Origin of the sequence: Pseudoalteromonas atlantica (assembly GCF_043641955.1) — a bacterium.
GTDB lineage: Bacteria > Pseudomonadota > Gammaproteobacteria > Enterobacterales > Alteromonadaceae > Pseudoalteromonas > Pseudoalteromonas atlantica_A.
Map to the genome: position 1 here is coordinate 354369 of NZ_JBHZRV010000001.1, position 13402 is coordinate 367770.

Annotated in this window: 10 protein-coding genes; all 10 read left to right on the top strand. The window is 39.6% G+C overall.

Annotated features, from left to right (window positions below; all coding sequences use genetic code 11):
• Positions 1-67 precede the first annotated feature (67 nt).
• The 10 genes from ACHUE3_RS01525 to katG all read left to right on the top strand — a co-directional run bounded on the left by ACHUE3_RS01525 (position 68) and on the right by katG (position 13374).
• The gene (locus ACHUE3_RS01525; protein WP_394189482.1) at positions 68-310 is read left to right on the top strand and encodes a hypothetical protein; all 243 of its coding nucleotides are present in this window, start codon (positions 68-70) and stop codon (positions 308-310) included.
• Positions 311-439: 129 nt separating this feature from the next.
• Positions 440-679: a hypothetical protein gene (locus ACHUE3_RS01530; RefSeq protein ID WP_394189484.1), complete on the top strand. Its 240-nt coding sequence runs from the start codon at positions 440-442 to the stop codon at positions 677-679.
• 76 nt (positions 680-755) lie between these two features.
• Positions 756-2003 (top strand): exonuclease SbcCD subunit D C-terminal domain-containing protein, encoded by a 1248-nt coding sequence (locus ACHUE3_RS01535; RefSeq protein WP_394189486.1) that lies wholly within the window; start codon positions 756-758, stop codon positions 2001-2003.
• Complete coding sequence (locus ACHUE3_RS01540) at positions 2000-5650, top strand: AAA family ATPase (protein ID WP_394189488.1); 3651 nt, start codon at positions 2000-2002, stop codon at positions 5648-5650. Before ACHUE3_RS01535 ends, ACHUE3_RS01540 begins: the two co-directional genes overlap by 4 nt.
• A gap of 12 nt (positions 5651-5662) precedes the next feature.
• On the top strand, positions 5663-6328 hold the full coding sequence (locus tag ACHUE3_RS01545) for a class I SAM-dependent methyltransferase (protein WP_394189490.1): 666 nt from the start codon (positions 5663-5665) through the stop codon (positions 6326-6328).
• Positions 6329-6517: 189 nt separating this feature from the next.
• A complete protein-coding gene (locus tag ACHUE3_RS01550; RefSeq protein WP_394189492.1) occupies positions 6518-7591 on the top strand; it encodes an SEL1-like repeat protein in 1074 nt (357 codons plus the stop codon).
• A gap of 280 nt (positions 7592-7871) precedes the next feature.
• Positions 7872-9077, top strand: coding sequence for a beta-propeller fold lactonase family protein (locus ACHUE3_RS01555; RefSeq protein WP_394189494.1), 1206 nt, complete (start codon positions 7872-7874; stop codon positions 9075-9077).
• A 470-nt stretch (positions 9078-9547) separates the two neighbouring features.
• Entirely contained in the window at positions 9548-9886 is a 339-nt protein-coding gene (locus tag ACHUE3_RS01560; RefSeq protein WP_394189496.1) for a hypothetical protein, read from the top strand.
• A 105-nt stretch (positions 9887-9991) separates the two neighbouring features.
• Positions 9992-10687 (top strand): hypothetical protein, encoded by a 696-nt coding sequence (locus ACHUE3_RS01565; RefSeq protein WP_394189498.1) that lies wholly within the window; start codon positions 9992-9994, stop codon positions 10685-10687.
• A 509-nt stretch (positions 10688-11196) separates the two neighbouring features.
• Complete coding sequence (gene katG, locus ACHUE3_RS01570; RefSeq protein WP_394189500.1) at positions 11197-13374, top strand: catalase/peroxidase HPI; 2178 nt, start codon at positions 11197-11199, stop codon at positions 13372-13374.
• The last annotated feature ends 28 nt before the right edge of the window (positions 13375-13402 follow it).

A 13402-nucleotide genomic window follows, 5' to 3' on the forward strand; every position in this document is an offset into this window, starting at 1 on the left:
TGTAGTTCAGCTTTAATTCAGATGATTACTCTAAGCTATAACTAAGTGAATGAGGTAGGAGTAAAGCATGAAATTTTATATCATTAAAAAAGAACAATGTGTTGCTGCCATTCCCGCTCAAGAATCTTTATTAAATGAGTACAAAAAGAAAGGTTTCAAATTTGTTGAAATTATTGCCGCAAGGGATGAAAATGACGCATTAAATCGTCATCCAAAAAGTGCAAAAAACTATAAAAAGTGGCGTGTTTTATGCACAGTTTCACTGCTTTTCATGATAATTTTGAGTATTTACACTTTTATCGGTAAATAGTTAAATTTTTAGTTGATCTTTACCCTCTTTTGTATTTAAAATCGCCCACTTTTTTGATTTGAGTGAACTATAAAACGCTTTAGTTTACTCAAATGCATTCAGAAACAAAGCAGCAAACACGGTGGCCATATGGATTTTTATATCCTAAAAAAACAACAAGAACTTATTGCAATCCCTGCAGACGAACAAAGTTGTAAGCAATACCTTGATTCTGGTTATTTTTATATTGATAAAGTAGCTGCTTGTAATGAAACCAATGCCATTAAGGCACTCCAAGCAAAGCAAACTAAAGCGATTAAAATCCCTTTAGCAATGGCTTTATTAGCACTGCCTATGATTATTTTTGCATGGTACAGTTTAAGCACTTAAAGATTTAAACTCGCCTCTTGCATCTTCATTTAGCTTGGGTATATTGGCGCTCTTAACCTACTATTAAGAGCGTGACATGAAAGTCTTACATACCTCTGATTGGCACCTTGGCCAACAATTCTATGAACACTCAAGATTCAATGAACATCAGCAGTTTTTTACTTGGCTAATTGACACGCTCGCCAATGAACACATTGATTTACTACTTGTAGCGGGTGATATTTATCACACAGCAACCCCTGCTGCGAGCGCTGAAAATCAGCTTTACCAATTTGTAAAAGATGCCAAACAACGATGCCCTGCATTACACATTGTTTTAATTGCAGGAAATCATGATTCTGCAAATCGCATTTTAGCAGCACAGCCGTTGCTCGCCCAATTTGATACACACGTAGTAGGGCGGTTTGATATACAAAACCCAGCTGATGTTGTAATAAAAATAAACACACCCACTATAGCTGCACATATTGTAGCAATGCCCTTTTTGCGCGCTAGTGATGTTAGCACGCTAAGTGGCACAAATGATGGTAATAGTTACGTTCAAGGCGTTGCACAGGCTTATAAGCTTAGCGCTGAGCTTGCATTGATTGATAAACCAGATACCACACCTCTTATTGTAATGGGCCACTTGCATGCCAAAGGCGGTGATATCTCAAGTGACTCTGAACGCAACTTAGTGATAGGTGGTGAAGAAGCGATAACAGCAAAGGTATTTAGCGAGCAGGCTGATTACGTGGCACTTGGTCATTTACACAAAGCACAAAAGGTCGCTAAATCAAGCACCATTCGTTATTGCGGCACACCTATGCCGATGTCATTTTCTGAACGAAACTATACCCATCAAGTGAACCTTGTAGAATTTAATAACGATGACAAACAGCAAATAGTGACCACTGTAAACCCCCTTTACATTCCTCGCTCTGCTGATGTATTGATATTACCCGAAGGGGAGTGTGTACCATTAGCCGCATTATGCGAGCAAATTAATGCGTTGAAAACAGATGAAAATGCCGTCGCACCATATTTAAGAGTTAAATTAAAATCCAGTGATACAGATACAACGTTCAGGGAACAAATTGAGCAAGCGTTAGATGGTAAGAACATTCGTTTTTGTGGTATCGAACGTGTACGTGAAAACAATCAAACTCAATCAGATAACACTGTATTTGAAGACTTAAACCAGGTTGAAATGCTTAATCCTATTAATTTACTTGAGCAAGCTTTTGCTAACGATAAAGACATGGCAGGGCAAGATGTGCCAGAGGAAATAAAAACGTTATTAAATACGGTAATAAATGAACTGGCGGAGCAAGAACAATTATGAAAATAACCGCTGTACGGATCCACAACTTAGCCTCGATTGTTGACGCCGAAATTGACTTCACCAAGACACCATTAAAAGAAGCAGGTCTGTTTGCTATAACCGGAGATACAGGTGCAGGAAAGAGCACATTTTTAGATGCTATTTGCCTAGCGTTGTATACTAAAACTGCACGCTTAAAAGGCGATAAAGGCAACCTTATTGACTTTAATGGCGACAGTATAAAACTCAATGATCCACGTAATTTATTACGTAAAGGAAAATGGCAAGGCTATGCTGAGGTTGAATTTGTTGGCCAAGATAAACAGCTTTACCGTGCGCGCTATTCAATTCAGAGAACACATAAGAAGGTAAGCGGTAAACTAAAAACAGCAGAACATACCCTATACACCTTACCTGACGAAACACTGATTGCAGACAAAAGCACAACAATAAAAGAAGTAGAACACAAAATAGGGCTAAGCTTTGAGCAGTTCTCACGTGCCGTGCTATTAGCGCAACATGAGTTTGCCGCTTTTTTAAAAGCCACCGGTGATGAGCGAGCCCAATTGTTAGAGTGCTTAACAGGCACCGATAAGTTTAGCTTAATTGGTAAGCGTATTTTTGAGCGTCATAAAGAACAAAAAGATAAGCTTGAGTTATTAAAAGCCAGTCTTGCTAGTTATACCTTGCTCAGTGACGAAGAACTAGCGGCACAAACTACGCAATTGGCAGAGTTAGATCAGCAAATAAAGCAAAACAAAAAAGACCTTACTTTAACAGAGCAAGGCGTTAACTGGTTTAAACAGGCTAATACTTTAGCGCAAAACGTTCAGCAAGGAGTGCAACAGCAACAGCAGGCCAGTGAGGCTGTTAACGCAATTGCTCAGCAGAGCGAACAAGCAAAACAAGCGCAAAGCACGTTAGAGATCAAAGACAACCGCAACCGGGTTGCAAGCATCAATAGCCAAAATGATGACTTAGCAAATAAAATCCGTGATTTGAACAATACAGATCACACAGCGATTATAACTGACCTAAGTCAGGCACTACAAAAGCATAGCGATGCTTTACAAAGCGCTAAGCAAAACAAGCAAGAAGCTGAACCGATTATTGCTAAAGCCCGCGAGCTCGATAATCAATTAGCTATGTTTAGCCAAAGTAAAACGAGTATCAGCCAACAAATTGCTAAAGAGCAAAGTCAATTAACCGATACACAGCAGCAGCTAAAACAAAGTCAAACCAGTTATAACGACGCTGAGAAGCTTAAAAAAGAACTGCAGAGCTGGTTAACACAGCACAACCAGCTACAGCCTCTAGCCAGTGATTGGGCTTACCACCAACACAATTTTAAGCAGTATATAAGCATTACCCAGCAAATGCATACAAGCACAGCGCAACAGAAAAAAATAGCCGCTGAACTGGCAAATTATACTGAGCAACTCGAAGTACAAACAGCTAAAGTGGCACAGAGCCAGAAGCTGCTGCAAAATGAGCATACAGCATTGACTCAGCTCAATGCACAGCAAGACCAATTTAATATGGCAGATTGTGACGCTCAAATTAAAAATATTGATTATTTAAAAGAACAACGTGAGCACTACAAACAATTTAACATTGAAATCAAACACAGTGCTCAGCAACAAACTCACATAGCTTTAAAGCTCAAAGAAAGCGAACAGAGCGAAGCGGCTCTAAAGCAGCAATTACTCAATTCACAGCAAACATTAAAACACACTGAAGATACCCTTAATAAAGCACGACTTCGCGCAAGTGAAAGTGTAGAGCACTTACGTAGCCAACTTGCCCCCAACGAGCCTTGTCTTGTTTGTGGTGCCACCGAGCACCCTTATGTTGCTGATCAAAACCCTCAGTTTAATAACTTAATAGCCGACTTTGAAAGCGATTATACAAACGCAAAAAAGCATTATGAATTAGCACAAACACAACTTCATGAACAGCAAACTCAGCATGCCGTTTTAGTCTCTGAGCATGCTCAGCTGGGGCAAGTTATAAAGAGTGCCAAAGCTAAACAGCAAGAAATAAAACACACTATGCAAGGAACACGTAGTGAGCTTAATGACTTAACGAGTGAGCAATTAGGCGCACGTTACCAACAATTAAGTGAGCAAAAAACCCAAAGTTTTGAACTGCAAAAACAGCAGCGCAATATGCAAGAAAAGCTAAAGCAGTTGCAAAATACGCTTCAAACAGAGCAACAAACCGAACTACAAATACGCAGCAAACATGCTGATTTAACATATCAACATGGGCAACTTAATCACAAACACAGTGAGCTAAGTGAGCAATTAGCTATGCTGACAGCAAGCTTAAACACGCAATTTGCTGACACTGAGTTTTGGCAGCAACTACAAAACCAGTCTCTTGACTTAGCTGATTTAAACAAACAGGTTGAGCTTTACCAGCAAACCCAGCAGCAGCTTGAACAAAATCAAAAGCACCTTGAGAGTGCAGAACAAAAAATACAGCATCTTACTCCGCTTATTAGTCATGCCCAAACCACGTTAGCTGCCTTGAATGATGAGTTAACTAAGCTAGAACAACAACACAATAGCGTGCAATCAGAGCGCCTTGCGCTATTTAATAATCAACAAATAAGCGCAGATCAATACCAAGCAAACCTGACCACGCAACTCGAACAATGCCAAGCGCAGCTTACTCAAGGCCAGCAAGCTTATGATAACGCTGTTAAGCAACGTGATGAGCAAGCAATAATAGTTAAAAACTACCAGCAACGCCTACTTGAGAATGATCAAGAACACGCGAGTCTAGATGAGCGTTATAACCATTGGTTTGCTGATTTTAAGCGCCAATATAGTGATGCGACTGAAGAGAAGATCACATTTTTACTAACTCTTAGTAATGATGAAATCAAAGCCCAGTTAAAACAATATGAACAATTAACCCAAGCTTTAGTGGATGCAAATGCTGTGCTTAAACAGTACCAAAACGCCGACAAGCAACATCAAACTAGCGATAAACCAGCACAAACAGAGCAGGCACTATTAACGCAATTAACTGACCTCACACAAGCGCAAACAGCACTGCATAAAACGCAGTTAGAAACAAATACCGTGCTTGAGCAACACCATCAAAATGCTAAAGCTCTGCACACCAAACAGAGCGAGTTGTGCACTTTACAACAACAAGTTGAACAGTGGCATTTATTAAATAAAGTCCTTGGCGATGCGACAGGTAAAACCATGCGTAACTTAGCACAAACGCAAACGCTAAAAATTCTCCTGCATTATGCTAATAGCCACTTAAAAACACTCAACAAACGCTATGAGCTAACAGCCATCGCACAAACTCTAGACATTGCTATTATCGACCGTGATATGGCCGACGAACAACGCTCTGTTAATACCCTCTCCGGTGGTGAATCATTTTTAGTGTCGTTGGCACTTGCATTAGGGCTTGCCTCACTTTCATCAAACAAAGTAAGTATTAACTCTTTGTTTATTGACGAAGGGTTTGGTACGTTAGACAGCGAAACCCTCAGTATTGCAATGGATGCACTTGACTCATTGCAAGCGCAAGGGCGAAAAGTAGGGGTGATATCTCATGTATCACAGCTAACCGAACGCGTTTCCACTGTGGTTCACGTAGCGAAGAAACCAGGTGGTTTTTCTACCATTTCTATCATTTAAAGGATTGAAACTGTGCCATCATTTACACAAGACGAAGCAACTGAGTATGATTCACGAATCACTCGCCTAGTACCAGGTTATGACCTGCTACATATCTGCACTGCAGCACAATTGAGCGCCACACTTGGCGATAATGCACATATTTTAGTTGTTGGCTCAGGTACCGGTAAAGACATTGCTCAACTAGCTGCAATAAACCCAACATGGCGCTTTACAGCACAAGATGTGTCTGTTGATATGTTAAATATAGGACAACAGCGCTTTTCAGATTTAGGAATTAGCGAGCGAGTCAAAGTGCATGTAGGCAGTATAGATGAGTTAAACGACCCAGCTGATGCTGCCGTTTGCTTACTCGTTATGCATTTTTTAGCTGATAACGGCGACAAGAAAGACATGTTCAAGGCCATCGCTAAACAGCTAAAGCCACAAGCTAATTTATACATAGCCGATTTAATGCGCCCTGAAACCACCTTTGAGCGCGATGCTCAGTTTACGCTTTGCCAACAGTTAGGTTTAACCGATGTTGGAGTAGAACGCATGAAACATAATTTTGAGCATGAGTTTTACCCGTTAGATCGTATCCGCTTAGCCGATCTGCTCGACGAAACTCGCTTTAGTATAGGTAAACTGTATTTTAAAGCTTTAGGCTTTAGCGGTTACGTTACACAAAAGCGCTAACTATCTAGCATATATACCTAAGCATTTGCTGAGCCTAAGTAAATGCTTTTTATTTTCTACCCCTCCAATTATTATTCTAACTCTGCCATGTGTTTTGCGTTACCTATATCAGGTGTAAATAGCGCCGCTTTAATGTATTGTAAATAAAGCTTATTGAAGAAATAAAAATAATTACAAGAGGGATCGACGATGAGAAAGCTCAAACGTATTGCTTTAAGCTTATTGGCATTTAGCTTACCTAGCTTTGCAGTAACACTTGAAGATGTAAATCACGCTCACAAAGCAATTCAAACGCAACTTTACAGTGTAGATCCTCTCAACAAATTAGACATAAGTGAGTTACAACTACACATAAATACCTTAGAGACAGCAACACGTGAAATGGAGTTTGACGCAGCTAATTTCGCTATTATTTTAAATGCCCAACTGAGTGCGGCTGAACTCATTAATAAAAAGCATCATTTTAACGACGAACCTATTGATGTATCGCAAGTGCAAGACTTTTTAGATGATTTAGATACGCTAAGTGAACTGTCAGACATCAAGTTAAATAACCTTCAATTTAACGCTGGCCATATCGCTGCTCACCAACTGCAAAACAAAGGGTTAGCACATCGCTACTGGTCTGAATGTGGAATAAATGGCCATGCAGGATGCATGAACATACTGGCAACTAGCTATGAATCAGGTGAATTTGTCGTAGAAAAAGATTTAGACAAAGCAGTAACATGGCATAAACGCGTAGTGGGCACAGGCACTCGTTGGAATTGTGCAGGAGTTTACTCATCGCTACGACTGGCTATTTTAAGTAGCAGTGGCGCAGAAACCCATAAGCCAACTGAACACTGGTTAGAGCAGGTTACTTTGCTCCGTGAGCAGCGAATAGAGGAAAAAGGCAATGCCGATGTATGTAACCCTGATATGGAGTACATTGCACACTATACAATGAATGGTTTTGATAACAAATGGCTTGATAAGCTAGCATCGATAAATATTAATGAAGACAATATAACGCGCAGTGGCAGGGCTAGCTGGATAGCTGATTTTGCCAAAGCACAAAGCCTAAACGTACTCATACCAACCTTGGACTTAATGTACGACGATGCACGGCGCTGCTCAGCAATTGAAGAGTTTGCTCTTAAAAATAAAGGCAACAAGTCAGAGCTAGATGTAATTCACAGCTATATCTCAAACCTTGATCCAGAGCACTGTGCCATGTACCAAGCAACGGTTACCCGTTTACATGATTTAGTTTCACAGTGACATTGTATAAATTCAGGCTACTGAAACAAAGGTAGCCTGATAAATTTATTCATAAGCCCATTCTAACCTAGTCGGTTATTCACACTGTAAACCCCCATTACAGTTTTAATGACGTAGTTAAATAGTTATCTTACATTTGCATAAAATGCCCTAATTGGCACAAACGATATGTGGCTAGGTGAATGATTAAAGTGAATAATATTTATAATGTCTTATGATAGTGAGCGTATTATGTATCACCAGCTACTAAGAAAAGTAAATTTTTAAGGATGTATAAGTAATGTTTAAAAGCAAACGCATCATTTTATTATACCTGTTGCTCATTATCAGCTTGTTCGAAAATACAACCTTAGAAGCAGCTGAAAACCTCACCCTTATTCAAGTACTGAACGACAATATAAACGGGGTTGATGGACTAGCTAACCCCAGAGATATCAAAATTAAAGCAGATAACAGCAGGGTCTTTATTTCCAGCGGCGACGATAATGCACTAGCTGTTTTCAACGCTGACAAGCATTTTAACCTTGCTTTTAGTCAACTATTTAAAAACACCCCACCTACTTTGAAAGGCTTAGAAGGCGCATCAGGATTAACTTACTTACCAAAGCACCGCCAAGTTACTGTGACAGGGTTTTATGACGGCGCATTAACGCTATTTAATGAAACAGATAAAACCATTACCTATAGTTATACCTTAAGTGATGACCTAAGTTATAAAAACGTATTTGCAGATAACGCTGTTTTAAAATCACCAGACACACTAGGCTTACTTGGCGCATGGGATGTAATTCACTCAGCAAATGAAAAGCAGCTTTTAGCTGCAAGCTATATGAGCAATGCCATATCAATTTTTGATGTAAAAGCAGATCATACAGTCATATTTAAGCAAAAAATAACATACGCAAAACCCTATGCAGATAGTTTGGGTAAACCTGTAAGCCTTGCGTTATCACCATCAAATGATGCGTTGTTCGTACTTGGTTATGAAAACCATCAATTAACTATTTTTGATAGGCACACTGATGGAACCTTAGCTGTTAAACAAGTCATTAAACACAGTGAGGATGGCGTAACTCATTGCCTCAACCCGCAAAAAATAGTGACTTCCCCAAATGGGCAATTTTTATATGTCGCATGCTCAGGCAGTCATTCAATTGGTGTATTACAAAAAGCACCGAATGGAAAATATCGTTTTATAAAGGCTATCACTAACGCTGAAATTGGAACTGATAGCTTAAAAGGGGCTAGCAGTTTAGCCATATCAAATAAGGGTGACACACTTTATGCCGCAGGTGAATTAGGTACTGGCTTGCATGTGTTTAATGTACAAGAAGACGCAACGCTAGCTTTGAAAGAGTCTCTGTATAATATTGGTGAGCAAAAGTTAAAGGGGATATCAGCACTGACACTCACTCCTGATAACCAACATTTATTAGTCGCAACAGGGAAGGGCAACTCGCTCATTGTTTTTAAGCGGCAATTGTAAACCAGCCATCGATTACTAGATACCAAGCAAGTTAAATTTTAACTTCTAATAAAAGGTGCTCTATGAGCAAAGGAAAACAGTAAACCCGCTAATTTAAACTGTGCGACATATTCAGTTTAAAATAATGAATTGCGAAAAGAGTCATTTGTATCAAAAGAATAAAAATAGCGAGCACATTAGGTCGACGGCAAGCTTTTTATTAAACAGTTTCAAACGGCGTAGTTTTATAGAGCTTACATTCCATAAAGTGAAAAACTGCAAACAGGCTATATTAAAAAGAGATCGTCGATATCCTCTAAAATAAATCACTCAAATACCCGCTAGCCCTTCTAAAAATCATCCAAATTAGCAAATTTTCTTTTATGTGAGATTAAAGTAAGCAATTGAACCAAATTAGGAACTCAGATAAGGTTGTTCCTATAAGTAAATAAATTTAAAACGAGTTAATCTGCAAGCTCGTAAGTATCAATATGAAATCAAACTTTATGCTCTTAGTCTTGTGTTTATTTAGTTTCGATTGCTTTTCAAAAGAAGACGTTAAATTCACAATATATGCGAATGATAGTGCTAATTCATTTATTGTCTCAGCAACAGGTCAGACCGATATAGGCAATGAGTTACTTGCTAGTTGGTTAAAAAAAGCTTACGAGCTATGTGGTGCTAGAAAAGTAACCATTGAGCCAAATAATGGTCAACCTATTGTTCGCGATACAAGTTGTAGTGATGCAATAAAAATTAAAAATGGCACTCAACAATGTGAACTTACCAAAGCAAGTGTTTTTGGTAAGGTGTTGTGTGAAACTAAATAACAACAGCATAACCAAAGGAACCAAAACAACAAGCTTGCGCTCCTTAGTTACTAATTTTAGCCTGCTATTTAGCGCCGACTAAACGAGCGCTTCAAGGAGTTATAGTTGAGTATTCGCATCATGAATTTTATTGAAAAATCTAATAAGATATTGCTATTTATCGCAGCAATAATTGTAATTATTGCTATTGGTAAAGATTTGATCAGTGGCTTTTTTAGAAAAGATTACTCTGAACCAAAAGTTCAAGTCATTGATCATAGAGGTGCTCATAAAGAAAAGCCTAAGCTAGAAAAAAACTACGTTGGTCAAATTAAAGATGTGCATATCTTAGAAGTAACCTCGGATAAAATAATAGAAGAGCAATCTTATAATTCAAATGCAGAAATGATGATTGTTTCATCCTCACTGAATTTAAGTAGTAATGCAGTCAATTTGATGTTTACTAAACCTGGTGAAAAGAATCACTTATTATTTGAAAATAATGCGCTAATTGTAGACTTTTCACCAATTCAATCAAAAGAAACTGACTATCGTCATATTTTAAGTAAGAATATTTATTCTGTTGCACGAAAAGATACGAACAAAGATGGTTTTTTAAACCAAAATGATATGAAAGAGTTGTTGGTTTCAGAATACGATGGCTCAAACTTAAAGTCTGTTATGAATAATATTGAAGGCTATCAAGTAATCAAAAATGAAATGCTTTTGATTTATACCAATACGAAAAGTGAAACGTTTTATTACACTTTTGATGTCTTATCCGGTGAGATAATCAAGCTTGATACAAGCTTAAAGCTATAAGGCATTTAAAGCTAAGCAGAGGAAACTTAGATCACGTCTTGTTTTTTGCGTTTTTCTATGGAAATTAGAGAAAGTGGGACGCGTCCTGCATTTACTGCTGCTTTTTGAATCGCTTCACATGGTATATTTTAACCTATAGACACTATTAAACCGCCTAATTAATTGCTGTCTAATTTAGTTTCACTGTACCCGACTTACTTTTTGTAACCCCAATATAACTTGCTTAAAAAACCACACTTGAAAGCAGTTTTTACGTAACTCTTTTAAGAAGCTCAACATTTAGGAATTAACAGCCTGTAATTATAATGTATAAAATGCATATTGGTTTGTGGTTTCATTTATATGAGGGTGTTTTTTCAACCTCTACATCTAATTAATAGATGGCTACAATCGCTTTAAAGCATTGCTTATAACCTAGTTTTCCAACGCAAATCAGCTATATTGAATATATTAAGTAACCGTCAGTTACAGTTTCCAATCAAATTGTATTTTCTTAGATAGGGACCAAAATGAGCAATTCTAATGCAGGTAAATGCCCAATAATGCATGGCAGCAACACACAAACGTCTAAATCCAACACCGATTGGTGGCCAAACGCATTAAACTTCGACATTCTTCACCAACACGATACAAAAACTAACCCGTACGGCGACGATTTTAACTACGCTGAAGAATTTAAAAAACTAGACCTTGAAGCGGTAAAAACCGATTTAAAAAACCTCATGACGTCGAGTCAAGATTGGTGGCCTGCTGACTGGGGTCATTATGGTGGCTTGATGATCCGCATGGCGTGGCACTCAGCAGGGTCTTACCGTTTAGCGGATGGACGTGGCGGCGGTGGCACCGCGAACCAACGCTTTGCGCCTTTAAACTCATGGCCCGATAATGCCAATCTTGATAAAGCCCGTCGTTTACTTTGGCCTATTAAGAAAAAATACGGCAATAAATTATCATGGGCAGACTTAATTATTTTAGCCGGTAATATGGCCTATGAGTCAATGGGCTTAAAAACCTTTGGTTTTGCCGGCGGCCGCGAAGATATCTGGCACCCTGAAAAAGACGTGTATTGGGGCGCTGAAAAAGAATGGCTAGCGCCAAGTGATGAGCGTTACGATAATGTCGCAAAACCTGACACCATGGAAAACCCATTAGCCGCCGTACAAATGGGCTTAATTTACGTTAACCCGGAAGGGGTCAATGGAGAGCCTAATCCATTAAAAACCGCAGCGCAAGTTCGCGAAACCTTTGCCCGTATGGCGATGGACGACGAAGAAACCGCAGCGCTAACAGTAGGCGGTCATACTGTGGGTAAAACTCATGGTAATGGCAGTGAAGAGAACGTAGGCCCAGAGCCTGAAGCCGCTGATGTATTTGAGCAAGGCCTTGGCTGGAACAACCATAAATCACGCGGTATCGGCCGTGACACCATGACATCAGGCATCGAAGGCGCGTGGACCACACATCCAACAAAGTGGGATAATGGCTACTGTGATTTACTTTTAAACCACGAATGGCAGCTCACTAAAAGCCCAGCAGGTGCGCACCAGTGGGAGCCTGTAAATATTAAAGAAGAAGATAAACCCGTTGATGTAGAGGACCCATCAATTCGTTTAAACCCGATTATGACCGATGCCGATATGGCAATGAAAATGGACCCTGAATACCGTAAAATCATTGAGCGTTTTTATAATGATTTTGAATACTTTAGCGACGTATTCGCTCGCGCTTGGTTTAAACTCACTCACCGTGACTTAGGCCCTAAAGCACGTTATTTAGGTGCAGATGTACCAAGTGAAGATCTGATCTGGCAAGATCCGATCCCAAGCGTCGATTACACCTTTTCGGATGCTGAAATTAGTGAGCTAAAAGCTAAGCTATTAAATTGTGATGTCAGTGCCAGTGACTTAATAAGTACAGCATGGGATAGCGCGCGAACTTACCGCAGCTCAGATCACCGTGGCGGTGCAAACGGCGCACGTATTCGTTTAGCTCCACAAAAAGATTGGCAAGGTAACGAGCCAGAGCGCTTGGCAAAAGTATTAGCTGCGCTTGAACAAGTTCAAGCTGGCTTAAGCAAACCTGTTAGTTTAGCGGATTTAATTGTTCTTGCTGGTACTGCCGCGGTTGAGCAAGCTGCAAAAGCAACAGGGGTTGATATTACCGTGCCATTTACGCCTGGCCGTGGTGATGCCACTGACGACATGACCGATGCTGAGTCGTTCGATGTACTTGAGCCAATTCATGATGGTTTTAGAAACTGGTTAAAACAAGATTATGTTGTATCACCAGAAGAGCTACTGTTAGAGCGCAGCCAACTAATGGGCTTAACCGCACCAGAGGTTACTGTACTATTTGGTGGCATGCGTATGCTTGGTACTAACCATAGCGGCACTCAGCACGGAGTGTTTACTGATAATGTGGGCACATTAACAAACGACTTTTTTGTCAATATTACGGACATGAGTAACCGCTGGGAGCCTGCAAGCAAAACAACTTTTAACATTGTCGATCGCAGCTCTGGTAACATAAAGTGGACAGCAACGCGCATTGATTTAGTGTTTGGTTCAAACTCGATTCTACGAGCGCTTGCGGAGTTTTACGCCCAAGACGACAACAAAGAGCGCTTTGTAAAAGACTTTGTTAAAGCATGGGTAAAAGTAATGAACGCCGACCGTTTTGATATTTAAATAAAAACCCTAGAAAACGCGAGCATGT